This is a genomic window from Steroidobacter gossypii, assembly GCF_016801985.1.
Classification (GTDB): Bacteria; Pseudomonadota; Gammaproteobacteria; order Steroidobacterales; family Steroidobacteraceae; genus Steroidobacter; species Steroidobacter gossypii.
In genome coordinates, this window is record NZ_JAEVLS010000003.1 from 696,662 (window position 1) to 721,500 (window position 24,839).

21 protein-coding genes are annotated in these 24,839 nt (G+C 63.3%); 15 read left to right on the forward strand and 6 right to left on the reverse strand.

The genetic code is table 11. The features are described from left to right. The first annotated feature begins 43 nt into the window (after positions 1–43). From JM946_RS16755 to tuf, 10 genes are all read left to right on the forward strand, one after another. Positions 44–2,263 (forward strand): TonB-dependent receptor, encoded by a 2,220-nt coding sequence (locus JM946_RS16755; RefSeq protein ID WP_203168488.1) that lies wholly within the window; start codon positions 44–46, stop codon positions 2,261–2,263. A gap of 18 nt (positions 2,264–2,281) precedes the next feature. Beyond that, positions 2,282–3,325, forward strand: a complete 1,044-nt coding sequence (locus JM946_RS16760; protein WP_322110945.1) for a DUF1611 domain-containing protein — start codon at positions 2,282–2,284, stop codon at positions 3,323–3,325. Between the two features lie 52 nt (positions 3,326–3,377). Then, positions 3,378–4,496: a YkvI family membrane protein gene (locus tag JM946_RS16765; RefSeq protein ID WP_407700569.1), complete on the forward strand. Its 1,119-nt coding sequence runs from the start codon at positions 3,378–3,380 to the stop codon at positions 4,494–4,496. A gap of 49 nt (positions 4,497–4,545) precedes the next feature. Then, positions 4,546–5,673, forward strand: coding sequence for a dipeptidase (locus JM946_RS16770; protein WP_203168490.1), 1,128 nt, complete (start codon positions 4,546–4,548; stop codon positions 5,671–5,673). Positions 5,674–5,764: 91 nt separating this feature from the next. Continuing rightward, a complete protein-coding gene (locus tag JM946_RS16775; protein ID WP_203168491.1) occupies positions 5,765–6,277 on the forward strand; it encodes an RNA polymerase sigma factor in 513 nt (170 codons plus the stop codon). A gap of 2 nt (positions 6,278–6,279) precedes the next feature. Further along, positions 6,280–7,323, forward strand: coding sequence for a FecR family protein (locus JM946_RS16780; protein WP_203168492.1), 1,044 nt, complete (start codon positions 6,280–6,282; stop codon positions 7,321–7,323). A 62-nt stretch (positions 7,324–7,385) separates the two neighbouring features. Then, positions 7,386–10,091, forward strand: coding sequence for a TonB-dependent receptor (locus tag JM946_RS16785; protein WP_203168493.1), 2,706 nt, complete (start codon positions 7,386–7,388; stop codon positions 10,089–10,091). Between the two features lie 2 nt (positions 10,092–10,093). Beyond that, a complete protein-coding gene (locus tag JM946_RS16790) occupies positions 10,094–10,429 on the forward strand; it encodes a LysR family transcriptional regulator (protein WP_218042908.1) in 336 nt (111 codons plus the stop codon). A gap of 110 nt (positions 10,430–10,539) precedes the next feature. After that, a complete protein-coding gene (locus JM946_RS16795) occupies positions 10,540–11,454 on the forward strand; it encodes an alpha/beta fold hydrolase (protein ID WP_407700553.1) in 915 nt (304 codons plus the stop codon). Positions 11,455–11,763: 309 nt separating this feature from the next. Next, the gene (gene tuf / locus JM946_RS16800) at positions 11,764–12,951 is read left to right on the forward strand and encodes an elongation factor Tu (protein ID WP_203168496.1); all 1,188 of its coding nucleotides are present in this window, start codon (positions 11,764–11,766) and stop codon (positions 12,949–12,951) included. A 46-nt stretch (positions 12,952–12,997) separates the two neighbouring features. On the opposite strand, the gene rsgA is transcribed toward tuf, so the two are convergent. Then, entirely contained in the window at positions 12,998–13,927 is a 930-nt protein-coding gene (gene rsgA, locus JM946_RS16805) for a ribosome small subunit-dependent GTPase A (protein WP_203168497.1), read from the reverse strand. Further along, entirely contained in the window at positions 13,924–15,177 is a 1,254-nt protein-coding gene (locus JM946_RS16810) for a M48 family metallopeptidase (RefSeq protein ID WP_203168498.1), read from the reverse strand. Before JM946_RS16810 ends, rsgA begins: the two co-directional genes overlap by 4 nt. A gap of 101 nt (positions 15,178–15,278) precedes the next feature. Here JM946_RS16810 and orn point away from each other — a divergent pair, with 101 nt between their 5' ends. After that, complete coding sequence (gene orn / locus JM946_RS16815; RefSeq protein WP_203168499.1) at positions 15,279–15,827, forward strand: oligoribonuclease; 549 nt, start codon at positions 15,279–15,281, stop codon at positions 15,825–15,827. A gap of 93 nt (positions 15,828–15,920) precedes the next feature. Here orn and ppsA read toward each other — a convergent pair whose 3' ends face one another. After that, positions 15,921–18,293 (reverse strand): phosphoenolpyruvate synthase, encoded by a 2,373-nt coding sequence (gene ppsA, locus JM946_RS16820; protein WP_203168500.1) that lies wholly within the window; start codon positions 18,291–18,293, stop codon positions 15,921–15,923. Between the two features lie 153 nt (positions 18,294–18,446). On the opposite strand from ppsA, the gene ppsR reads away from it, so the two are divergent. From ppsR to JM946_RS16835, 3 genes are all read left to right on the forward strand, one after another. Beyond that, positions 18,447–19,271, forward strand: coding sequence for a posphoenolpyruvate synthetase regulatory kinase/phosphorylase PpsR (gene ppsR / locus JM946_RS16825; RefSeq protein WP_203168501.1), 825 nt, complete (start codon positions 18,447–18,449; stop codon positions 19,269–19,271). A gap of 133 nt (positions 19,272–19,404) precedes the next feature. Next, positions 19,405–19,884 carry a DUF1249 domain-containing protein gene (locus JM946_RS16830; RefSeq protein WP_218042910.1) on the forward strand — a complete coding sequence of 160 codons (480 nt, stop codon included), beginning with the start codon at positions 19,405–19,407 and terminating at the stop codon, positions 19,882–19,884. After that, positions 19,881–20,921, forward strand: coding sequence for a hypothetical protein (locus JM946_RS16835; protein ID WP_203168503.1), 1,041 nt, complete (start codon positions 19,881–19,883; stop codon positions 20,919–20,921). Before JM946_RS16830 ends, JM946_RS16835 begins: the two co-directional genes overlap by 4 nt. Positions 20,922–20,993: 72 nt before the next feature. Here JM946_RS16835 and JM946_RS16840 read toward each other — a convergent pair whose 3' ends face one another. Continuing rightward, positions 20,994–23,147 (reverse strand): carboxy terminal-processing peptidase, encoded by a 2,154-nt coding sequence (locus JM946_RS16840; RefSeq protein ID WP_203168504.1) that lies wholly within the window; start codon positions 23,145–23,147, stop codon positions 20,994–20,996. Positions 23,148–23,407: 260 nt separating this feature from the next. Between JM946_RS16840 and JM946_RS16845 the strand changes: the two genes are divergently transcribed. Further along, positions 23,408–23,695: a hypothetical protein gene (locus JM946_RS16845; protein ID WP_203168505.1), complete on the forward strand. Its 288-nt coding sequence runs from the start codon at positions 23,408–23,410 to the stop codon at positions 23,693–23,695. Positions 23,696–23,845: 150 nt separating this feature from the next. On the opposite strand, the gene JM946_RS16850 is transcribed toward JM946_RS16845, so the two are convergent. Continuing rightward, positions 23,846–24,130 (reverse strand): hypothetical protein, encoded by a 285-nt coding sequence (locus tag JM946_RS16850; protein ID WP_203168506.1) that lies wholly within the window; start codon positions 24,128–24,130, stop codon positions 23,846–23,848. A gap of 193 nt (positions 24,131–24,323) precedes the next feature. Beyond that, positions 24,324–24,776: a hypothetical protein gene (locus JM946_RS16855; protein WP_203168507.1), complete on the reverse strand. Its 453-nt coding sequence runs from the start codon at positions 24,774–24,776 to the stop codon at positions 24,324–24,326. Positions 24,777–24,839 lie beyond the last annotated feature (63 nt).

Genomic DNA, 24,839 nt, shown 5'->3' on the forward strand with positions numbered 1-24,839 from the left:
TGATTGGCAACTACAACGATGGGGAGCGACTATGAGTGTCTTCATGAAAACGTCGCGCGGCGTGAGATTCGGCGCATGCAGCGGCGCGCTGGCGTTGATGATGAGCGCCACCCACGCGGGCGCGGCCGAATCGCGCGACAGCGGGGTGATCGATGAAATCATCGTCACCGCGCAGAAGCGCAGTGAGAGCGTGCAAGACGTGCCGGCCTCCGTCAGCGCGTTCAGCCAGGAGCAGTTGACGCGCGTGCATGCGACTCAATTGCAGGATTTCGCCGCGTACATGCCCGGCATCAACATCACCAACGGCGGCTCGCCCGGCCAGACCTCGATCACGTTGCGTGGTATCGCTCCGGTCGGTCCCGGCTCGGTGGTTGGAACTTATATCGACGACACGCCGCTCGGCGCCAGCAACAACTATGCGCGCGCCAGCTTCTTCGTGCTGGACATGATGCCGTACGACGTGGAGCGCATCGAAGTACTGCGTGGTCCGCAAGGCACGCTATATGGCGCCGGCGCCATGGGCGGATTGTTGAAATATGTGATGCGCGATCCGAGTACCGAGGCGTTGGAATTTCGAGCGGGCGTGGAAGGATTTGATATCGCGGGCGCCGACGATCTGGGTTGGGGGGCGCGCGCCGGTATTAACGTGCCGTTGGGCGACACGATTGCGCTGCGTGCGAGCTACTTCACGCAGAACACGCCGGGCTACATCGAGAACGTGGCCACCGGCCAGGAAGATGAGAATGAGCTCGAGCAGAGCGGCGGTCGCGCCTCGCTGCTGTGGCAGATGAGCGAATCGGTCTCGCTCACTCTCGGCGGCCTGTGGCAACGGCTGGACTCGGACAACAACGCCAGCATGGCGTTTGCGCTGGCCGATATCGATCCGCCGCGGGCAGGCAGCGGTTTCGGGGATCTGCGCACCTCGCATCCCATCGAGCAGCCTTTCAGTAAGGACGTGGATTACTACTCGGCGACGCTCAATTGGGATCTGGGCTGGGGTGAATTCACCTCGGCCTCGAGCTACTCCAGCATGAAAACCACGCAGCGCCAGGATGCGAGCATCACCTTCGGCTCGCTGTTTCCGCTCTTGACCGAGGGGCTGGTGCCCGAAGGCCTGAGCTTGTTCGATCTGACCCTGGAGCTCGACAAATGGACCCAGGAGTTTCGGCTCGCATCGAGCGATGAGGGCCGCGTGCAGTGGCGCGTCGGCGCGTTCTACACAGAGGAGGAGAGCGAGAACTCGCAGTACGCCTATGCCTTCGATCAGCAGCGACAGCCGATCGAGCTTTTCTCGCCATTCTTCGCGATTGCATTGCTGCCCTCGGAATACGAGGAGTTCGCCGCGTTCGGCGATGTGACATTCAAGATCAGCGACAGCTTCGACGTCGTCACGGGCCTGCGGTGGGCGCGCAATGAGCAGAAGTTCCGCCAGATCACCGGCGGCGCGATTCTGCCGGAAGAGAACACCCCGGGCGTGTCCGAAGAGGATGTGTTCACGTATGCGGTGAGTCCGCGCTGGCACGTGAGCGAGGACACGATGGTGTACGCACGCGTTGCGAGCGGCTACCGTCCCGGCGGGCCGAACCTCATCCTGCCGGGCGTGCCCCCAAAGGTCGACGCCGATGAGCTGACCAACTACGAGATCGGCCTCAAAACCGTTTTTCTCGAGGGTCGTGCACTGATCAACACCGCGCTGTTCTATATCGATTGGCAGGACATTCAGCAGTTGCAGGGCTTTGGTGGCGTTTCCGCGCTCGACAACGCAGGCGACGCGAAGAGCCAGGGCGTGGAGTTCGAGTCGTTGTTCTCGGTGGCCGATGCGTTGCAGCTCGGGTTCAACTTCTCGTACACCGAGGCGACGCTCGAGTCGAGTCCGCCCGAGCTCAACAACAGGTTTGGCGTGCAGCTGCCGGATGTGCCCGAGTGGAACGCCTCGCTCACGGTCGACTACGAGTTCACGGCGTTCGGCGGTCGCGAGGCGCACGTCGGCGCGGGCTGGCGTTACGCGGACGAGCGGTTTTCAGAGGTGGTCACGCTCACGGACAACCTGGCTTACACGCTGCCTTCTTATGATGTGCTGGACTTGAATGCGGATGTACAGTTCGACAGCATGACCGTGCGCGTGTTCGTGAAGAATGTGACCGACGAGCGTGCATTCACCGGGGGCGACACGACGGTCGATGGGATCAATCGGCCGGTGCGTCTGGACTTGGGCGTATTGCAGCCTCGCACCGTGGGCTTGAGCCTGGATTTCCAATTCTGAACGAGCGTCCGAGCCAACGTGAATTCCACAGCCAACGTTTTCGCCGCCCTGGATCTGCCGCAACCGTATCTGCTGTTCATCGGCGATACCACCGAGGCGGGCTACGCCAAGACCGCCTTCGGGCTGCGCGACTGGGCGCGCGATCGATGCGTCGGCGAGCTTGCGTGCTCGCCGGATGCCATCACGTTGGGGCTGCCCAAGCTCACGCCCGCACAGGCCAGGGCCCTGGGCGCGCGCTCCATGGTCATCGGTGTGGCCAACGCGGGCGGCCGCATCCTGGACAGCTGGATGCCCTCGCTGCTCGAGGCGCTCGAAGCAGGTTTGGATCTCGTGGCGGGGATGCACATGCGCCTTGCCGATACGCCGGCGCTGACCGCCGCGGCCGAGCGCCATGGGCGTCGACTCATCGATGTGCGAACGCCGCCGAGAGGCATTCCCACCGCCACGGGACGCAAGCGCAGCGGCAAGCGATTGCTCGCGGTCGGCACCGATTGCGCATTGGGCAAGAAATACACCGCGCTTGCCATTGCCAGAGCATTCAAACAACGCGGCGTGAATGTCGATTTTCGCGCGACGGGTCAGACCGGGATCATGATCGCAGGCCGCGGCATGCCGATGGATGCGGTGGTGTCGGACTTCGAGGCCGGTGCAGCGGAGGTCCTCTCGCCGGATGCGGCGCCCGATCATTGGGATGTGATCGAAGGGCAGGGCTCGTTGTTTCATCCCTCGTATGCCGCGGTCTCGCTCGGTTTGTTACATGGCAGCCAGCCCGATGTCATCGTCGTGTGTCACGAGCCCGGACGCACGCACGTCATGGGCCTGCCGGATTTTCCGCTGCCCTCGCTCGAAGAGGCCATCGATCTCAATCTGCGCCTCGGGCGACGGACCAATCCTGCGATTCGATGTGGCGGCGTGAGCCTCAATACCTCTCAGCTGTCGCAGGCGCAGGCGCGCGCCTTGTTCGCGGCCGAGAGCAAGCGGCTCGGCGTGCCGGTGGCCGATCCGATCCGTGGCGGTGAAGAGTTCGAGCGGTTGCTCGATCACTGCCTGCGGATCGATTGATGAGCAGCAAGCCCGACGCGTGCGGGCGCGGCGATGCGCAGGAGCGTTCATGATGGTAGGAGCGCCCACCTGGTTTCAGCGCTACCTGCTGCCGGGCTTTGCCTTCAAGGCGGTCGTCATCGGCGGCGGCTATGCAACCGGGCGCGAGCTGGTCGAGTTCTTTCTACCCAGTGGTCCGCAGGGCGGGCTGCTCGGGATGGGGCTGGCCGCGCTGATCTGGAGCGTGGTCTGCATCGCGACCTTTCTGTTCGCGCGGGCCACCCACAGCGAAGACTATCGAACGTTCTTCCGACATCTGCTCGGGCGCGGCTGGATCGTTTTCGAGATCGCTTACTGCTTGTTCATCGTGCTCATCCTGGCCGTGTTCGGCGCGGCCGCCGGCGCCATTGGCGCGGCGCTGCTCGGCTGGCCGCAGCTCGTGGGAACCTTGTGTCTGATGCTCGGCATCGCGCTGTTCGTCACCTTTGGCAATGCCTCGGTCGAGCAGCTGTTCAAATGGGTGTCGTTCTTTCTCTATGGCGTGTATGCAGTGTTCGTGGTGCTGGCCATCGGCGCCTTCGGCGATCGCATCTCAGCCAACCTCGCTTTGGAGGCGCCGACGCAAGGTTGGGCGCTCGCGGGCGTGACGTATGCGGGATACAACATCGTCGGGGCGGTGGTGATCCTGCCGGTGCTTCGCCATCTCACCAGCAACCGAGACGCCATCATCGCGGGCGCATTGGCGGGGCCGCTTGCGATGATCCCCGCATGGCTGTTCTTCGTCTGCATGGTGGCGTATTACCCGCAGATCAGCGCGGAGGCGCTGCCGTCTGACTTTCTGCTGCAACGTCTGGACGCGCCGCTGTTTCATGCGACGTTCCAGCTGATGATCTTCGCGGCGCTGCTGGAAAGCGGCACCGGCAGCGTGCATGCGGTGAATGAGCGCATCGCGCAGGCCTGGCGTGCGCGATTCACACGAGATCTCTCCGCGCGCGCACGATTCATGGCGGCGGGCGTTCTATTGGTGATCGCCATGTTGCTCGCCGAACGCTTCGGCCTCGTGACGTTGATTGCCCGTGGCTACCGGGGCCTCGCCTATGTGCTGATTGCCGTTTATGTCGTGCCGGTGCTCACGTACGGCGTCTGGCGGCTCTGGCAGGGACGGGCGCAGGTAGCTCTTTCGGCTCAGTGAACCCGTCTCTGCATCAGCGGACTGGGCTGAAGCAGCGAAGGGAATAACAATGAACCGCAGAGAGTTCACGATGCGTGCGGGCATGGCGGCGCTCATGAGCACGCTTTCGCCTGCAGCGCTTGCGAGCGCGAATCAGCATTTGCGCTGGGCGCCGTATGCGGACACGGTGGCCATCGATATGTTGGCCGGTGTCGGCAAGGACGCTGACGATGCGATCAGCGCGACCGAGCTCGCCGAAATCCGCGCGAGCGGTTTGAGCGCCATCAATGTCACCATCGCCCCCCAGGGCAGGTTCTGGTTCGGCGCCGAGGCGGCGGAGAAATGCGAGCGCCAATTCCAGCTCTGGGAAGGCTACCTCACCAGGCACCCTGAAACATTCACCACCATTCGCGCTGGCGCGGACCTGGCCCGGGCGCATCGTGAAAAGCGCCTCGGCGTCATCTATGGCTTTCAGGACACCTCGCCCATCGGTGAGGATCTGAGCCGCATCGACGCCTTCCATCAGCGCGGCGTGCGCGTGATCCAGCTTACTCACAATCGTCGCAACCTCGTGGGCGATGGCGCGATGGAACCGGGCAACGCGGGCCTGAGTCGTTTCGGTCATCAGATGATCGAGGCGTTGGAGTCAAAGCGCATCGCCGTGGATCTGGCGCACGGCGGCCGGCGCACCACCATGGAGGCGATCAAGGCGGCGAAGAAGCCCGTGCTGATCGGGCACACCGGCTGCGCGGCGTTGAGCGATCTGCCCCGCAATCAGCATGACGATGTGCTGCGCGCGATGGCCGAGCGCGGCGGGGTCGCAGGCATCATCTTCTGGCCGTACCTGCGCAGGGTGGAGCAGCCGATGGCCGCCGATGTGATCGCCCACATCGAGCACGCCATGGATGTCTGTGGCGAGGACCACGTCGGCATCGGCACCGACGCCACGATCAACGCCATCGACCGCACGTCCGAATTCGAAACCGACAATCGCGCCATGATCGCCGACATGGTGGCGCAGGGCATCTTCGAGCGGGGCCGGCCGGCGGACCTGTACACATTCATTCCCGACCTCAACCATCCGCGGCGCTTCGAGACGCTCGGGGCGATGCTCTCGGCGCGCGGCCATTCCGATGCGCGGATCCACAAGATCTTGGGCGGCAACTTCGCCCGCGTGCTGGGCGAGATCTGGGGCTGAGCTCACGCAAAAAGCGGCGATTGCGGTAGCCTTTTGGGGCCCGTCATCCCGTCATTGCCGATGACATCCCATTAACAGCCTCAGGCGCCCCTTGCAGACCGAACACGATCGTCGCGAGCGCTGGTTTCAAGACCTGGTGGCCACCGTCGGTGGCGACCTGCTGCGCTTCTTGCGCTCGCGCCTGAGGCACGGCGATGTGGCTCAGGACCTGGCGCAGGAGGTGTATCTGCGCCTGTTGCGCATGGATGACGTGGGCCTGATTCGCAACCCGCGATCGTTCGTGATCCATCTGGCGGCGCATGCGGCTCATGAGTGGCGGATGCTGGCGCGCAATCGCCTGCAGCACTCCGAGGAGGCGCTCGAGCAGTTGGTCGCCGAGGCCGCCGATCCGGCCGAGGCGCTGGAGGAGGACGATCGGCTGCACGAATTGCGACAGGTCCTCGCCACCTTGAGTCCGAAGTGTCAGGCGGTGCTGCTCATGCATCGTCGGGATGGCATGACTTATCAGGAAATCGCGGATCACATGCAGCTGTCGGTAGCGATGGTGAAGAAGTACATGGCAAAGGGTCTGGCGGCCTGCCAGAAACGCAAGGCGGAGCAGTAGCCATGGACAACGCGCGCGACAAGAATGCGGACGCCGTCGTCGACGAAGCCTCTGAGTGGCTGGTGCGGCTCAACGCGCCAGAAGTATCGCTGGATGAGCGACGGGCATTCGTTGCCTGGCTCAAGCGCTCGCCGGTTCACCTCGCCGAGTATCTCCGATTGGAGTGCACGTGGGCGGATCTGGCGGACGTTGATCGGAGCAAGACGCTGAATGTGCAGGCGCTGCTTGCGGCAGAGGATGCAAACGTCATCGAGCTCACGCCGCATGTGTCGGCCCCGGCGCCGTCGATGACGCCGCGGCCCAAGCGCCGATTCGGCATGGCCATCGCGGCCTCCCTCGTGTTTGCCGTGGCTGCACTCTTTTCGTTGCAGGCGCTGTTTGTGGGCCGATATTCGACTGACATCGGCGAGCAGCGCACGATCCGCCTCGAGGATGGCTCGACCATCGCGCTCAATACCAACACGGCGATTCGCGTCGAGCTTACCGACACGTTGCGTCGTGTGAACCTGGTGCAAGGCGAAGCTTTGTTCAATGTCGCCAAAGACTCCGCGCGTCCATTTCGTGTCTTGAGCGATCGGGCGGTCGCGCAGGCGGTCGGCACGTCGTTCGTCGTCCGCCGCAACGCCGATGACACGGTGATCACCGTGATCGAAGGGCAGGTGGCCGTCGCCCGTGCCGATCAGGCCCGTCTGGCGTCGAACACTGACGTGCCGGCGAATGCGCTGCGCGTCTCCGCGGGCGAGCGGGCCGATGTCGTGTCCGAAGAGATACAAACCTCACCGGTGCCGAATCTCGCCGCGGTGACGGCGTGGAAGACCGGCCGGCTCATTTTTGAAGGCCAGGCACTGTCCGAGGTGGTGGCCGAGTTCAATCGATACAACCGCGTGCAGCTCGTGCTCGAGGACTCGTTGCTCTCGGCCGAGCAGTTGAGCGGTGTGTTCGACGCCAGCGATCCGCAGGCGCTGGTGCGCTTCCTCGAGCGGGCTAACGTCATCGAGCCGGCGCAGGCGGGCGACGAGCGCATCATCCTCACGCCTCGCAGGTAGCCAAAAACAGCGTGTGCGCCAGTCATGTCATCGAAGGGGATGCCACACGGAGGGCGGCCGAGATGAAAGGCAGGAGGGATAAGCGCGCGCTGGCGCTGATGAGCTCGCTGCTGCTGGTGACTCAACTGGCGCTGGCCGATCCGACCTATGAGTTCAACATTCGCGGCGCCTCGCTGCAGTCGGCGTTGCGACAGTTCGCCGATCAGACCGGTCTGCAGATCTCATATTTCACCAAAGTCGCCGAAGGGCGCACGGCGCCCGATGTGTTCGGCACCCTGACGGCCGAGCAGGCGCTCAAAGCGCTGCTCAAGGCCAGTGGCCTGACCTTCGAGCGCATCGATGCGCGAACGCTTGCGATCTATCCGGCGCCGCCCGCGCAGGAAGTCACCGCGACATCGACCGAAACCGCGGCGAGGCCGCCTCGACCCAAGTCGCTGCGACTCGCGCAGGCAACCACGCGTGCCGAAGGCCGGGTGGAAGACGAGCCGGCGGTGGCGGGTGACCACATCCTCGAAGAGGTCATCAGCACGGGCTCGCACATTCGAGGTGTGGTGAACGAAACGGCGCCCGTCACCGTGTTCGATCGTCGTTATATCGAGCGCTCCGGCTTCACCAACATGATGCAGCTGGTGAGCTCGCTGCCCATGAACTTCAAGGGCGGCACCTCCGGCGCCACGGAAGTGGCCGAGTTCGGCATGGCGCCGGCGTTCGCCCAAAATCTCACACGGGGCACCGGCTTCAATCTGCGGGGCTTGGGCTCGGTCGCGACGCTGACGCTGATCAATGGCCGTCGTGTCGCGCCCTCCGCGCAGGGGCAGTTCGTCGATGTGAGCACCATTCCGCTCTCGGCAGTGGAGCGAGTCGAGATCCTGACGGACGGCGCCTCCGCCATTTACGGCGCGGATGCCGTGGCCGGCGTGGTGAACATCATCCTGCGCAAAGATTTCGAGGGCGCCGAGACGGGCCTGGAATACGGCGCCACCACCGACGGATCGCTCGATGAGCATCGCGTGTCGCAGATGTTCGGATCGAGCTGGGAGACCGGCAATGCGCTGTTCGTCGGTGAGTACTATCGGCGCAGCAACCTCGACGTCAGAGATCGTGATTACATCCTGGAGGCGGGCGCGCTGACGCCGACCGATCTGTTGCCTGATCGAAAGCTCGGCACGTTGCTCTTCAGCCTCGACCAGCAGTTGCCTGCGAACTTCGATGTATCGACCAACCTGATGTATTCGTATGAAGAGGTTGTCGTTCGCAGCAGCATGCGTGGCTTCACCGACGTGCAGACGCCGAACACCAATCAGTGGAGCGCGGCGCTCGGCCTGGGATATGCCGCGCCGGGCGACTGGCGCATCTCGTTGGACGGATTGATCGGACGCGTCAAGCCCGACACCGACTTCACCTACTGGGATCTGGAGACCGGCGCGCTCGACACGGAGATCCAGGACTATCGCGATGAGTACGACACCTGGTCGGCGGACCTGAAGGCCGACGGCACGCTGCTTCAGTTGCCGGGCGGGCCGGCGCGGCTCGCCATCGGCGGCTCGTATCGAAAGGACGATCTGATCTCCACGCGTCACTGGATCTTCCCGCAACAGGGAAAGCAGGTGCGGGCCAATGACACCCGCGATGTGACTTCTGTCTTCGCGGAGCTGTATGTGCCCATCGTGGGCGCTGAGCAGGACCTGGCGTGGGCGCGGCGGATCGATCTGTCCATCGCCGCGCGCCATGATGATTATTCGGATTTCGGTAGCACCACCAATCCCAAGTACGGTCTGGTGTGGACGCCGTTCGCAAGTCTCGATGTTCGCGCCACCTACAGCACATCGTTCCGTGCCCCCAACGTCGCGGAGAAGGCGTGGACGACCCGGCCGGTACAGGTCTCCACCGGCTACCTCGATGATCCCACCGGCAACGGCGGCCGCATTCCGATCTTCTATCTGTACGGCAGTCGGCCGCTCACCGCGGAGGAATCGGAGAACATCGCGCTGGGTTTCACCTGGCGGCCGCAGGCGCTGAGCGGCTTTGAGCTGGCGATGAACTATTTCGATATCGACTATACGAATCGCATCGAGTCGCCGCCCTACGATGAGGGCGCGCTGTCGCGTCGGGAGGACTTCGGCGAGTTCATCACCGAGATCCCGGATGACGCGGCGGCGGCTGCGTATCTCGAGGCGCGTCTGGCCGAAGGCTGGTTCTTCACGGATTGGGAGGGCATCGGCTCGACCGGCGTGCGGTATCTGTACGATCTGCGACAACAGAACGCCGCTCGCACCCAGCTCAAAGGCGTCGACGCCACGCTGCTGTACAAGTTCAACGTGGCGCGGGACGCATTCGATCTGCAGCTCAATGTGACACATCTGAGCGAGATCCTGACGTCATTGTCTCAGGACTCCACGCAGTTTGACGTGGTGGACACGTTCAATCAGCCGCTCGACTGGCGCGTGCGCCTGCTGGGCACGTGGATTCGCGGCGGACTCAGCACGACCGTGGTCGTGAGTCACGCGGACAGTTATATCAACGACAGCCAGGCCATCGATGTGCCGATCGGCTCGTGGACCACGGCGGATCTGAATGTGAGCTACGACTTCGATGAGCGCACGCAGTCGCCGCTGCTCGATGGGACGCGCCTTTCGTTCGGCGTCATCAATATCACCGATCGCGAGCCGCCTCGGGCGAACTCGCCGCTGTTCGCCGTCGGGTTCGATGCGTTCAATGCCGACGCTCTGGGACGTTTCATTTCTGCGCGCTTCACCAAGCGCTGGTAACGATGCGAATGAATTTGCCGCCATTGTTGTGGGTGCGGGTGCTGGAGGCTGCGGTTCGACACGGCAGCTTCGTCGGCGCTGCCCGCGAGCTTTGCGTTTGCCCCGGCGCTGTGAGTCGCACCATCAAGGAGCTCGAGGCGTTTTTGGGCGCGAAGCTGTTCGTGCGACGTGCGCGTGGCGTGGTGCCAACGGAAACCGCTCGCACGTACGCGCAAGCGATCGCGCCTGCCCTCGAGCAGATTGCGCAGGCGTCCGCAGACGTGCGGCGCTCGCGCGCTGCGGCCGGGGCCAGCAAGCTCGCCAGGTCGGACGGCAGTAGTACCGCCGCGGCTCGTTGAAGTTGAGGCAGCCTTCGGGCGGCGTCGGCCGAGAAATTTCGCACGCTCATTGTCGGTTGCGGCCGTCGGGCCACGTCCTTGGGACAGGAACACACTCACGACATCGGAGAATGACAATGAAGCGTTTGCTCACCCTGACTGTCGCCGCGGTGGCGCTCCTGGCCCCGGTATTCCCGACCTTCGCCGACAGCGAGCCGGCCTCGGCCGCGGCGCCCGCGATCTCGGCGCCTGACAAGTCGGGGCGGGTCACGGTCAACGGGCTCGACTACTACTACGAGATTCGCGGCAAGGGCGAGCCTCTGTTGCTTCTGCACGGCGGCCTCGGCTCCATCGATATGTTCGGCCCGGTGCTGCCGGCCTTCGCCCAGGAGCGGCAGGTGATCGCCGTCGATCTGCACGGCCACGGCCGCACCGCGCTCGGTGATCGCAAGCTCAGCCTGGAGGCGATGGGGGATGACATGAAGGGCATCCTCGACAGGCTCGGCTACAAACAGGTGGACGTGTTGGGCTATTCACTCGGCGGCGGCGTGGGCTTCCGTTTGGCCGTTCAGCACCCGCAGGCCGTGCGGCGTCTGGTGCTGCTGTCTGCCGGTTATGCATCGAGCGGGTTCTTCGAGGAGATCCGCGCGCAGCAGAACACCATCAATGCCGATGCGATGCAGTTCATGAAGGACACCCCGATGTATCAGTCCTACGTCAAGGTCGCTCCGAAGCCCGATGACTTCCCGCGCCTGTTGAACGCCTTGGGCGACTTCATGCGCAAAGACTACGACTACTCGGCCGATGTGCCCAAGCTGAAGATGTCGGTGATGCTGGTGTTCGGCGACGGCGATATGTATCGGCCGGAGCACATGATCAAGTTCTATCAGAGCCTCGGCGGTGGGTTGAAGGATGCCGGATGGATGCGTGAGAACCTTTCCCAGCATCGCCTGGCGATCCTCCCCAACGCGACCCACTACGACATCCTGTACTCACCGGGCCTGGTGTCGACCACCTTGCCGTTCCTCAACGGCTACCCGAAGTAACATCCAGCGCCGACTCGGATCCATCGAGTCGGCGCTGTGTTCGAGCAGAGTAGGACGCGCCCGGGCCGTTGACTTCACGAGCGCCCATCGGCAGACTCATCTCCATGCGCTTCATTCTCTCATCGCTATCGCTTGAAGAACGCCTGCCCCCAGCGGGACGGGAGGGTCATGCCTAGCGTTTGAGCAAGCATCACGGCTGCGAGAACAGATAAAGCCCCCTTCGGTCCTGCCGGAGGGGGCTTTTTCGTTTGTGGCCGTTTGCGTCCACCGGCCCGAGTCATCAGTGGACGTGTTGATAGGAGATCACACATGAAGATGAAGTTCGAGCGTAGCAAGCCGCACATCAATATCGGCACCATCGGTCACGTCGACCATGGGAAGAGCACGCTGACTGCGGCGCTCACAAAAGTCATGGCGGCGCGCTACGGAGGCGAGTTCAAGGCGCTCGATCAGATCGACGCGACGCCCGAAGAGCGTGATCGGGGGATCACGATCACGGCGGCGCATGTCGAGTATCAATCGGAGGCTCGGCACTACGCCCACGTCGACTGTCCGGGGCACGCCGACTATGTGAAGAACATGATCACGGGTGCTGCGCAGATGGATGGCGCGATCCTGGTCGTGTCCGCCGCGGAGGGCGCGATGCCTCAGACGCGTGAGCACATTCTGCTCGCGCGTCAGGTTGGCGTACCTTATATGGTTGTCTTCCTTAACAAGGCCGATCTGGTCGATGACGTCGAACTGCTCGATCTGGTGGAGATGGAAGTGCGTGAGCTGCTGACGAAGCACGGGTTTCCGGGCGACACAACACCCATCGTCAGAGGTAGCGCCTTGCGGGCGCTCAACGATGCGAGCGATGAGCTCGGCGTGCCTTCGATCCTCAGACTGGTGGCCGAGATGGATCGGTTCATTCCGGTTCCGGAGCGGGTGCTGAACGCGCCATTCCTGCTGAGGGTGGAGGACGTTTATTCGATCTCCGGCCGCGGCACCGTTGTGACCGGTTGTATCGAGCGGGGCATCGTTCGAGTCAACGACGAGATTGACATCGTGGGGCTCGCGGCGACGCGCAAGGCCACCTGCACCAGCATCGAAATCTTTCGCAAGCACGTCGACGAAGGTCGGGCGGGCGACAACGCCGGCCTGCTCCTGCGAGGCATCAAGCGGGAGGAGGTCGAGCGCGGTCAGGTGCTGGCGAGCCCGGGCAGCATTGCCCCGCACACTCGTTTCGAGTGCGAGTTGTATGTGCTGACGAAGGAGGAAGGCGGCCGGCACACGCCCTTCATGAAGGGCTACCAGCCGCAGTTCTTCTTCCGCACGACCGATGTCACGGGCGCCGTGACGTTGCCGGAAGGTGTTGAGATGGTCATGCCAGGCGACACCATGAAGGTGAGTGTGCAGTTGTTCAGCCCCATCGCGATGGAAGCTGGCCAGCGTTTTGCGGTCCGGGAAGGCAATAAGACCGTTGGCGCAGGTCTGGTGCTGAAGATCTTGAGCTGACCGGCGGGTGAAGGTGATGAGCCTTCACCCGCTTTTTTGTGCTCTATCAACGCCGGCGTTCGTACTCCGGCGCCAGTCCACGCATGATGTTGAGCAGGCGTTTATAACTTTCATAGCGCCGAGCGGAGAGTTGGTGATCGGCGACGGCGGAGGTGACGGCGCAGCCGGGCTCGCGGATGTGCAGGCAATTGTTGAAGCGGCATTCGGGAGCGAGGCGGAGGATTTCGGGCCAGCCGACTTGCACCATGGCGTCTTCCACCGGCGGTGGGGCATAGTCGCGAACGCCGGGGGAATCGATGAGCTCGCCGCCGTTGGACAAGCGAAAGAGCGCGGTGGACACGGTCGTGTGACGTCCTTCGCCGGTGGCGTCGGACAGAGCGCGAGTGGCGCGCTCGGATTCCGGCGCAAGGCGATTGGTCAGCGTCGATTTGCCGACCCCGGATTGGCCGACGAGCATGGCGCTTGCGCCAGCAAGCAATTCGCGAACGGGCGCCACGGTTGGCTCGTTCTTCGCCGACACGCGCAGGACCGGAAACCCTGCGTCCTCATAATCCTTCACTCGCGCCTGAAAGCCATCATCTTCGGCTCCAGGCAACTCGGATTTGTTCACGATCAGCGCGCCCGAAATGCCAGCGAGCGCCGCGCCCGCCAAATAGCGGTCAGCAATATAAAGATCGGGCTCCGGCATGGGCGCGATGATCACGATGATCAGCGACAGATTCGCTGCGAGCGGCTCCGTGCGACCGCGGCTATCGGTGCGAGCAAACAAAGAGCGCCGCGGTGAAACGCTGATGACTTTGGCGACATCGCCGCTTTGCTGTGACGGCGGACGAATCATCACCTCATCGCCACACACGCAGTTCAAGCGCTTGCCGAACAACTCCGCCGGCATCCGAGCGCCGGCCGCTGTCTCGACGATCACGCGACGGCCGAAGGACTCCGTGACGCGCGCCGGCGTCTCAGCCCCGCTGTTCATGAACGCCCAGTGGCAAGCGATTGCAGCCGCGCGATTCGCACCAGCGCCGGCGGGTGCGAGTCATAGAAGGCCGAGTGCAACTCATCAGGCGTGAGCGTGCTCGCATTGTCGCGATACAACTTCACCAGCGCGTCCGCGAGCTGTTTCGCGTCCGCATGCTGGGCGGCGAATGCATCGGCCTCGAACTCGTGCTTGCGCGACCACCACGCGCCAATCGGCGTCAAAAAATAAGTGAACGCGGGCAACACGAACATGAAGAGCAACAGCGCGGCGTGCGTCGACGGCGTGCTCACGCCGAGCGCCGAGTAGAACGCCGGCCAGCGCATCAGCGCATCGATCAACAAGAATCCCAGCAGCGCCGTCACCATCGAAACGATCAGGCGCGAGCGGATGTGATGCAGACGGAAGTGTCCCAGCTCGTGAGCCAGCACGGCTTCGACTTCGGCGATTTGCAGGCGCTCGAGCAGCGTATCGAAGAATACGATGCGCTTGTTGCGGCCGATGCCCGTGAAATAGGCATTGCCGTGCGAGGAACGCCGCGAGCCGTCCATCTTGAACACGCCCTTGGACTCGAAGCCACAGCGCTGCAGGACGGCTTCAGTGCGCTGCTTGAGCGCCTCATCGGTGACCGGAGTGAACTTGTTGAACAGCGGCGCGAAGATCGCGGGCCACGCCCAGGTGACCAGGATCGAAAAGCCCGCCCAGACCAGCCACGCATACAGCCACCACAGCGCGCCGGCCTGTTGCATCAGATACAGGATCACAAAGATCAGCGGCACCCCGAACAGCAACCCGAGCACCAGGCCTTTGACCAGATCGGCGACATACAGCCCGGGCGTCATGCGATTGAAGCCAAAGCGCGCCTCGATGCCAAAAGTACGCCACAGTGACAGCGGCAGACCGATGGCGCCGACGATCAGGAAGGTCGAGACCACCACGGCGACGCCGTGCCAGGTAGGGGATAAGTCCGCGGCTCGCCACAGCCGATCGACGGCGTCGATGCCGCCCCCCAAGGTCAGGATCAGGGCCACCGCCGCATCCAGCAGGACATCCCAGCGGTTCACACCGGCGCGGGCGACGGTATAGTCGGCTGCTTTCTGGTGATCGGCCAGATCGATCTGCTGCGCGAACGCCTCGGGCACCTGGCCACGATGCCGGAGCACCGCCGCGACCTGGCGCTGATTGAGCCAGCTGCGCATGGCCGTGGAGGCGACCAGCAGCAATACAAACAAAGCGGTAAACCAATGCATTGAAGTAGATCTCGATGACGCGCCGGGGACTCTAGCCGCAGCTGCTATCATGAGGCAACGATACGTTTTTTCCGAAACTTCGAACCTGGGGCTGACCTAACGTGACCGACCGCGACCCGACCCGTCTCATCTGGATCGATCTGGAGATGACGGGCCTGAAGCCCGACACCGACCACATCATCGAAATCGCCACCGTTGTCACCGACAAGCACCTGAACACGCTGGCCGAAGGGCCGGTGCTGGCCATTCACCAGCCGGACCAAGTGCTGGACGCCATGGACGACTGGAACCGCCGGCAGCACGGCGCCTCCGGGCTTGCCGCCCGCGTGCGCGCCAGCACGATCACGGTACAGGAGGCGGAGCGGCAGACCGTGGAGTTCCTGAGCCGCTGGATCGAGCCGGGCGTCTCGCCCATGTGCGGCAACAGCATCTGCCAGGACCGGCGCTTCATGGCGCGCGAGATGCCGGATCTGGAGCGGTATTTTCACTACCGCAATCTGGATGTGAGCACGCTCAAGGAGCTGGCGCGGCGCTGGGCGCCGGAGGTGTACAGCAGCTTCCAGAAGAGCTCGACGCACCTGGCCTTGGATGACATCAGGGACTCGATCCGTGAGCTCCAGCATTACAGGACGAATTTCCTACGCGCCTAGGCGCGAGGAGTTCGCTGTTGGTAGTTGGCTGTGAGCCGGAGAATCGGTAGCCGGGATTGGCGGTACCGTTCCGGCACCGCCAACCCCTAACAGCTAACTACCTGCGCTGACCGCTCCACCAGCCAGGAACAGCCAGGTTTCCACCACAGTGTCAGGATTCAGCGAGATGCTCTCGATCCCCTGATCGACCAGCCAGCGCGCCAGGTCCGGGTGATCCGAGGGGCCCTGGCCGCAGATGCCCACGTACTTGCCTTGCTTGCGACAGGCGTCGATCGCGAGCTTGAGCAGCGCCTTCACCGCATCGTCGCGCTCATCGAACAGCTTGGCGATGATGGCCGAGTCGCGATCCAGCCCTAAGGTGAGCTGAGTCATGTCGTTCGAGCCGATCGACATGCCGTCGAAGAACTGCAGATAACGCTCGGCCAGCAGCGCGTTGGTCGGCAGCTCGCACATCATGATGACCTTCAGGCCGTTCTCGCCGCGCTTCAGACCATTCTCGGCCAGCAGCTGCGTGACCTGCTCGGCTTCCTTCAAGGTACGAACGAACGGCACCATCACCTGCACATTGGTGAGCCCCATCTCTTCGCGCACGCGCTTCAACGCGCGGCACTCGAGCTCGAAGCAGGGACGGAACGTCTCATCGACGTAACGCGAGGCGCCGCGGAAGCCGATCATCGGATTCTCTTCGTGCGGCTCGTACTGCCGGCCGCCGATGAGATTGGCGTACTCGTTCGATTTGAAATCGGACATGCGCACGATCACCGGCTCCGGCGCAAACGCCGCGGCGATGGTGGCGATGCCCTCGCAGAGCTTGTCGACGTAGAAGCTGACCGGATCCTTGTAACCATTCATCTGGCGGCGAATGGTCTGTTGCAGATCTTTGGAAAGCTGATCGAACTCGAGTAGCGCGCGCGGATGCACGCCGATCATGCGATTGATGATGAATTCGAGGCGCGCAAGTCCCACGCCCTTGTGCGGGATGCTCGCGAAGTCGAAGGCGCGATCGGGATTGCCGACGTTCATCATGATCTTGGTCTTGATGGCCGGCAGCGCATCGAGCTCGATGATTTTCTGCTCGAAGGGCAGGGCGCCCTCATACACGAAGCCGGTATCGCCCTCGGCGCAGGACACCGTGACTTCGGCGCCTTCCTTGATCGTTTCCGTGGCGTCACCACAACCGACGACTGCAGGAATGCCGAGCTCGCGCGCGATGATGGCCGCATGACAGGTGCGACCACCGCGATTGGTCACGATCGCCGAGGCTCGCTTCATCACCGGCTCCCAATCCGGATCGGTCATGTCGGCAACCAGCACGTCGCCGCTTTGCACGCGCGTCATCTCCTTCACATCGCGAATGATGCGCGCGGGGCCAGCGCCAATGCGCTGACCGATGGAGCGGCCGCTTGCCACCACCTTGGATTTCTTCTTGAGCGAGTAGCGTTGCACGCTGCGGCCGGCGCGGCTCTGCACGGTTTCCGGTCGCGCCTGCAGGATATAGATCTTGCCGGTCTCACCGTCCTTGCCCCACTCGATGTCCATCGGGCAGCCATAGTGCTGCTCGATGATCAGCGCCTGCTTCGACAGCTCCAGAATGTCGGCGTCGGTGATGCAGAAGCGATTGCGATCCTCGCTCGGCACATCGACGGTCTTGACGCGCTCGCCGCTGCCGGGCTCGCCATACACCATCTTGATGGCCTTGGCGCCGAGCGTGCGGCGCAGGATCGGCGAATGGCCCGACTTCAACGCGGGCTTATAAACATAGAACTCATCGGGATTGACCGCGCCTTGCACGACGGTCTCGCCAAGACCGTAGGAGGCCGTGATGAACACGACGTTGCGAAAGCCCGAGTCGGTGTCGAGCGTAAACATCACGCCGCTGGCGCCGACGTCCGAACGGCACATGTACTGAATGCCCGCAGACAGCGCGACCACGTCGTGCTTGAAGCCCTGGTGCACGCGATAGGCGATGGCGCGATCGTTGTACAACGATGCAAACACTTCGTGCACGCACTTGATCAGCGCTTCTTTGCCGCGCACGTTGAGGAATGTTTCCTGTTGACCGGCGAAGGAGGCGTCCGGCAGATCTTCGGCGGTGGCCGAGGAGCGAACCGCGACGGCGACGTCGCGACCGCCGCTCATGCGCTCGTAGCCGGCGAGGATCTCCTGCTCGAGCTTCGGCGGAAACGGCGTGGAGAGAATCCACTCACGAATCTTCCCGCCCACCTCGGTGAGCTTCTCCACATCGTCCACATCGAGCGCGGCGAGCTCCTTCGAGATGCGCTCGGCCAGTCCTTCGTGCGCGAGAAAATCCCTGTACGCCTGCGCCGTGGTGGCAAAGCCGGTGGGCACGCTCACGCCCATGTTGGCCAGGTGACTGATCATCTCGCCGAGCGAGGAATTCTTCCCGCCGACCGTGTCGACGTCGTGGCGTCCAAGCTTTTCGAAGGGTACTGTGTAAGCGGTCAAGGCCTGTCCTCATGAGCCCGCTTGTGGATCGGGCCCGATCAATGAAACACTTCGGATCGAACGTTGGTCGTGGCTTACAACGCTCTGCCACCAACAAAGCTCCGGGATTTTAACCGCAACGCGCGAGCGCGCGTGAGTCTTGGCGACAGAAGAATGGAACGACGAACGGTTTTTTTTGTGTCCGACCAGACCGGCGTGACCGCCGAGACCATGGGGCATAGCCTGCTGACACAGTTCGATGGGCAGGCGTTTCGGCAGGTGACTCTGCCATTTATCTCCACTGTTGACAAGGCGGAAGAGGCCGTTCGTCGCATCAACGCGACGGCCGAGGCGGAGGGCGTGCGGCCCGTGATTTTCAGCACTTTGGTGCAGGAGGACATGCGCGAGATCATCAAGCGCGCCAACGGTCTGTTCCTGGATTTCTTCGACGCCTTCCTGGGGCCGCTGGAGCTGGAGCTGAAGCTCAAATCCTCCCGAGCGCAGGGCCGGGCGCATGGCATGTCGGACATCGCCGCCTACACCACGCGCATCAACGCCACCAATTTCGCGCTCGCCAACGATGACGGCGCTGTCACCCGCGACTACGAGCGGGCCGATCTGATCCTGGTGGGCGTGTCGCGCACCGGCAAGACGCCGACTTGTTTGTACCTGGCCTTGCAATACGGCATCTTCGCCGCCAATTATCCATTCGCTGACGAGGAGCTCGAGACCGGCCGGTTGCCGGCGGCGCTCACCAGGCATCAACGCAAGCTGTACGGGCTCACCATCGCGCCGGAACGTCTGCAACAGATCCGCAACGAGCGGCGGCCCAACAGCAATTACTCTTCACCCTCACAAGTGGATTTCGAAGTCCGCACCGCCGAGGCGATCTTTCGTCGCTACGACATCCCATGCATCAACACCACGGAATGTTCCATCGAAGAGATCGCCAGCCGCATCCTCGATCGGACCGGCGTGGAACGGCGGTTGCGTCCTTAACAAGCTTGGATGGGGCGCGTCCGGCACGCGTTGTGCAAGCTCTGGCCATGCATCCGGCATGCATGCAAATGACCCGCGACGCAAGTCGCACACTACTGGCGGTAGCGCGAAACCGCTGTGCTATATTCGGCCCATGTCGATAGACCTTACAGCAAGCGATGTGAATTGCCCCGTCAGCTGGCGCTCCCGGCCGGGCAGCTTCGTCAGCCTGATGTCGCTGTACGAGAGCAATTACATTCGTCTGGGATGGCTCGTTCCCAACCTCGAAACGGCGGCGGCGACACAGATCTCCGTGGTCGATGGCGATTGCCCGTTGCATCTGGCCATCGAAGAGCGCAGCCGCTACACCACCACGTTGCGGCTGACGTATGTGTTCGAGGATGAGACCGGTGCGCTCGCCGATCCCGATCTGCTGATCCGGGTGTATCGCGATGCGCGCCTGGCTGAAGTGCAGGCGTGTGCGCGCTGGCATCGTCACGCGCTGCTCGAGTCGCTGCGTTCGCAGCTGGCGCGCGATCTGGGCGATCGCTGGCTGCGCAACGTGATGCTCAACAAGTGGCTCGATTATTGCGTCGAGCGCGGTCATCACTTTCCGGCGCTCGCCACCGCTTGAGTCTACGCGAGTTCCTCGCGCCGGGCCCACGCCCGCCCGCCGAAGACGAGCGGCTGCTGCAGCTCTATTGGAATCGCGCCGAGCTCAAGAAAGAGCTCACTCGCCTGCAGGACGAGCGTCACAAGCTGCTCGAACAACTGCGCAATCACGAAGCCACCTTTGTTCGTCACAGCGAACAGCTGCTGCAGCTGGAGGAATTTCTCGGCAATCCCGAGACCGGCCCGCACGCTCTGGTTTATTTCCAACTGCGCTCGCTGTGGCGCGCGACGTCGGCGAAAGTCGCACGATTCGCGCAGCAGCTCCAACAACAGCAGGCCGATCGTGAACAGCGCCGCCAGCAGCTCGAGTTCGATCGCACCCGTCGTCAGCAGCTCGCTGAGCTCGACCAGCGCATCGCGAGCGCCCGTGCGCGAGCAGAGACGCTGGCCGCGGAGCTGAAGCTGAAGGAAGCGGAGCTCGAGAACATGCGCGGCTTCTGGAATTACGCCCGCCGTCGGAAGCTCTCCGAACAGATCGCCGCCGAGCGTGCGGAATGGGATCTGGCCATGACCGAGGTCACCGATCTGAGCGACGATCGCGCGGCGCTCGAAGCCAAGGAGCCGCCGCCCTCCGAGGGCATCTCCATCGATGGTCGTCGCGTGGTCAATACTGCCGTCATCGCCTATGCGCAGCAGCTCGTCGCGCAGCTCTCGGGCGGCGGTCTTGCGGTGCTTGCGAAAGAAACAACCTGCAAGCGCGTGTTCGACATGAAGTACGGCACTCGCGAGGAATGCTCACGCTTGATGATGTTGCTGCGTGAGGCGCTGGCGACGATCAAAAACGAACAAGACGATCTCAGTGGATTGAAGGAGCGCACCGACGCGCTGCGCGCCGTGGTGGCTTATCGCAGCGATGCGGATACCGTCCCGCTGACCGATTCGATCGGCACGATGCCGGTGTCCTCAGTACTCGTGTCGGGACTCGAGGCCGCCAACAAGACTGGCGTGAATGTGCTGATCGACGACTATTGGGATTTGTATCAGGCGCTGCTGCAGTGAGCGCCTGATTCGATCGCGAGATGGCGGCGCCGCCTCGAGTAGGGCGGCGCCGTTTTGATTATTGGGTGGACGTTACTGCGTGCCGGCGCGATCGCTCTCGGCCTTCAGGCGCGACAGATACAGGTGCTGCATGCCGCTCAAGTCCGCGGCGATCTGCACTGACTCCTCCAGCACCGCATCCGGCGGATCCTGACCGGTCAGGTCCGCAAGCTTCGCCACCGTCGGCAGACCGCGCGCCTTGCGACGCTCGTTCTCGCGAGCGAGGCGCTCCTGCTCCAACTGTTCGCGCTCGGCGATGCGCGTCTGCAGATTCAGCGAGAGCTTCTTCTGCGTGCGCACTTTCTCGAACGAGTCCAGATCGGCGAGCAGCGAGCGGAAGTCCGGATCGGTGGCGATACGCTCCTCGTGCGCCCGCTCGAGCGTGGCGATGGCCTGGGTCAGCTGACCTTCCTTGTTGAAGTCGGCCGGACGGATGCGATCCCAGGGCAGGGCGCTCTCACGCGTGCTCTCACCGACTTCCTCGGGGCTGATGGCGGTCGGCATGGAGATATCCGGCTGCACGCCACGATGCTGAGTGCTCTCGCCAGTGACGCGATAGTACTTGCCGATGGTCACGGTGAGCTGGCCGAAGCCCGGATCCGGGCCCAGCGCGTAGCGATCCAGCGGATACAGGTTTTGCACTGAGCCTTTGCCGTAGGTCTGCTGACCGACCACGATCCCGCGGCCGTAATCCTGAATCGCCGCAGCGAAGATCTCCGAGGCGGAGGCGCTGTAACGATCCACCAGCACGATCATCGGACCATCCCAAGCGGTGTTCGGCTCCGGATCGTCGAGCACCTCGACCCGCCCGCCGGTCTCGCGCAGCTGCACGATCGGGCCATTCGGAATGAACAGGCCGGAGAGGGCGGTGGCTTCAGTCAGATGACCGCCGCCATTGCCACGCAGATCCATGATGAGCGAGTCGACCTTCTCGGCCTTGAGCTCATCGATCAGCTTGCGCACATCGCGCGTGGTGCTGCGATAGTCCTTGGCGCCCGAGGACTTCGCTTCGAAGTCCTGATAGAAGCTCGGCACGTTGATCACGCCGACCTTCAATTCACGATCGCCGCGCTTGATGGTGTGGACTTCCTTCTGCGCGGCCTGCGCATCCAGCGAAACCTTGTTTCGCTGCAGCTCCAGCACCTTCTCCGGCGAGCCCGGCGCGGCGCCGGCCGGCAGGATGCTCAGGCGCACGGTGGTGCCGACCTTGCCGCGGATGATCTGCACCACGTCGTCCAGACGCCAGCCGATCACATCAACCATCTTGCCGCTCTTGCCTTCGCCGACCGCGATGATGCGATCGTTCGCGCCGAGGGTGCCGTTGATCGCGGCCGGCCCGCCGGGCAGCACGTTGAGCACGGTCACATAGTCGTCGACGAGCTGCAGCGAGGCGCCGATGCCCTCGTACGACAGGCTCATCTGAATGCGATATTCCTCGGAGTTGCGCGGCGAGAAGTAGCTCGAGTGCGGGTCGAACACGTGCGCGAACGAGTTCATGAACACTTCGAAGATGTCGTCGCTGGTGACCTGCTCGGTGCGCTTGACCACGCGCTCGTAGCGCTTCTGCAGGATGTCGCGCGTCTCCGGCCAGGTCTTCTCGGTGAGCATCAGCGACACCGCGTCGTTCTTCACGCGACGGCGCCAGATGTCGTTCAACTCTTCGGTGGTCTTGGCCCAGGGCGCCTTGGCGCGGTCGAACTCGAACGATTCATCGACCGTGAAGTCGGGCTCGGTCTTGAGCAGCTCGAGCGCGTGGTTGACGCGCTCCTTGTTACGCACTTGGAAGCGATTGAAGATGGCGAACACCGGCTCGAGCTGGCCGCCGACCACGGCGTCGTCGAGCTGATAGCGATAGCGCTCGAACTCGGCGATGTCGGAGGCGAGGAAGTAGCTGCGGCTGCCGTCGAGCTGTTCGATGAACCGATCCAGCACCAGCGAGGAGACCGGGTCGTTGATCGGCGACTGGCGATAGTGCGAGCGCTCGATCACGTTGCTCACCAGTTTGCTGACGCGGCGCTGGCGCTCGGTGGGCGAGAGGTCCTGCGAGTTGGCGGTCGCGACCGCCTTGGCGACCGGGGCCTGGGCCGTCCCGGCCAGCAACGCACAGACCACCAGCAGCGCCGGCAAGCTGAAGATCAACGTATTGCGCCGCTGCTTGGCGGGTTGGTGCGAGGGCGACTGATACACTGTTTCACATCCTCATCAGGGGGAAAGGCCGAACGCGCCACGCGAGGCCGGTCCCGAAATCGACCCAAACCGTGAATCAAGAGCTAGGCAGGACAAATCCATTCTATGGGCAAGGCTAGAGAGACGCTGCACTCCGATCAAGTACGGACCACACCTGGGCTGCTCAAGCATGGCGACCCACATGGGGGCGGTGGCGAGAGTTGCCAGTCCGGCCTTCACTCAACCGGCCATCGTCCTGCCGCGCAGGACGGGAGGCGCTGATGCGTCCGCTTGCGGTGCTGAACGCCATCGTATTCGGCTCGGCCGCCGCCATCAGCTTCGGCCTGCTGGGAGTGGTGGTCATTTTCCTGGTCCTCAAGGGAAGCAACCCGGCAATGAGCAGCGAGTTCCCGGCGCTGCTCCGGGGCAGCGCGGCCTTTCTGGTGCTTGCGGCGGTGTCCGGCGCGAGTCTGCTGGGCTTGCTCAAGTCGCTCAGATGGCGCTGGATCGCGCAGCTGGCGATGTGGGCGGTGATCGCCGGCATCGCGTACATGTACTGGCCCGAGTAGCTGCCATAGCGAGTCGCAGGAGGATTTGCAGGGCGATTCACAGGGCGAGTCATGGAGTGACTCGCAGAATGCGCCGGGCGTTGGGAATTTGTCCCCGAATCGATCCGGGGACAAACCCTCAAAACGCGCCAGGAGCCGAGCCGGCGACGGCTAGCGGCGGATGACGCGCTCCCAGGCGTTATGGCGTTCGAAGGAACCGCTGTTGTAGGGATCGAAACCACTTTTGACCTTGTCGGCCACTAGATCGGCGTGAATACCACGCCGGGGCGAGCCGATCTTGGATGAACCGCTCTTGCTCGAAAGCTGCGACGAACCGAAACGTGACGAATTCTTCATGGCTCGGAGGGCGCCCGGCGAAGGCGGCGCGAAGCGCGCCGGCTCATCGTCCTCATGCCCCTTCCGGCCGCCGAATAAACGGGCCAGCCAACCACGCATTTTTTCTTCTTCCCAAGATAAAGTGTAAAAAAATCCAACAGAATCTTTGTGTTATCAGTCGCTTGCAGCGTACACCGCCGGCCTCCGGCGGGTCGCATTGTTTGCCGTGGAACTGTGAACTGGATCACGTCGCTTGCATGAGTGGATTCGTTGTGGCGTAAAGCGCGGATTCGAACAGCTCCGTACCAAAGACTCATTCCCGGCCGATGCGCGGTTCGACCCGAGCGCGAGGCGTCGGTGTGCGCTTCGGCTCATTTCTGGGGGCCGCCTTGGGCGCCGCGCGACGCGGTGGGCTCGGCGACGCTTCCTCTTCGACATCGCGGCGCGCGCTGGGTTCGTCCTTCACGCCGATGAAAATCGCACGCAGCAGATAGATCAGCAGCAGCGGGCCGAGCGCGATGATCCAGGCGCGCCCCGAGGCATCGGCCAGGTCGCCATAGAAATCGACGTAGAACGTACTCAGACCCGCGTTTTCTCCATACGCGCCGAGCAGCGCCGAGCCGACCCAGAAGATCAGCGCCGGCAGCACGAACAGACCGAACGCCAGCCACAGACTGGCGAAGATCACCTCGAAGCGCACACGACGCTGGCGGCGCGCCTCGTCGCTCGGCGCGTCATCGTCGTGGGAGTAGGCGGCTGCGTTCATGCGGTCCCGTATGCTTCAAAAAATCGCCGCGCATCTTGGCGGCTGCGCTCCTGGCTCGCAACT

Bases quoted from the DNA above. Each gene is read 5' to 3' on its own strand.
- rsgA (WP_203168497.1), bottom strand. From the start codon at position 13,927: ATGAACAGCGGGGCTGAGACGCCGGCGCGCGTCACGGAGTCCTTCGGC.
- JM946_RS16795 (WP_407700553.1), top strand. From the start codon at position 10,540: ATGACAATGAAGCGTTTGCTCACCCTGACTGTCGCCGCGGTGGCGCTC.
- JM946_RS16785 (WP_203168493.1), top strand. From the start codon at position 7,386: ATGAAAGGCAGGAGGGATAAGCGCGCGCTGGCGCTGATGAGCTCGCTG.
- JM946_RS16765 (WP_407700569.1), top strand. From the start codon at position 3,378: ATGGTAGGAGCGCCCACCTGGTTTCAGCGCTACCTGCTGCCGGGCTTT.
- JM946_RS16810 (WP_203168498.1), bottom strand. From the start codon at position 15,177: ATGCATTGGTTTACCGCTTTGTTTGTATTGCTGCTGGTCGCCTCCACG.
- JM946_RS16830 (WP_218042910.1), top strand. From the start codon at position 19,405: ATGTCGATAGACCTTACAGCAAGCGATGTGAATTGCCCCGTCAGCTGG.
- JM946_RS16770 (WP_203168490.1), top strand. From the start codon at position 4,546: ATGAACCGCAGAGAGTTCACGATGCGTGCGGGCATGGCGGCGCTCATG.
- JM946_RS16845 (WP_203168505.1), top strand. From the start codon at position 23,408: ATGCGTCCGCTTGCGGTGCTGAACGCCATCGTATTCGGCTCGGCCGCC.
- JM946_RS16755 (WP_203168488.1), top strand. From the start codon at position 44: ATGAAAACGTCGCGCGGCGTGAGATTCGGCGCATGCAGCGGCGCGCTG.
- tuf (WP_203168496.1), top strand. From the start codon at position 11,764: ATGAAGATGAAGTTCGAGCGTAGCAAGCCGCACATCAATATCGGCACC.
- JM946_RS16850 (WP_203168506.1), bottom strand. From the start codon at position 24,130: ATGCGTGGTTGGCTGGCCCGTTTATTCGGCGGCCGGAAGGGGCATGAG.
- ppsR (WP_203168501.1), top strand. From the start codon at position 18,447: ATGGAACGACGAACGGTTTTTTTTGTGTCCGACCAGACCGGCGTGACC.
- JM946_RS16790 (WP_218042908.1), top strand. From the start codon at position 10,094: ATGCGAATGAATTTGCCGCCATTGTTGTGGGTGCGGGTGCTGGAGGCT.
- JM946_RS16780 (WP_203168492.1), top strand. From the start codon at position 6,280: ATGGACAACGCGCGCGACAAGAATGCGGACGCCGTCGTCGACGAAGCC.
- JM946_RS16855 (WP_203168507.1), bottom strand. From the start codon at position 24,776: ATGAACGCAGCCGCCTACTCCCACGACGATGACGCGCCGAGCGACGAG.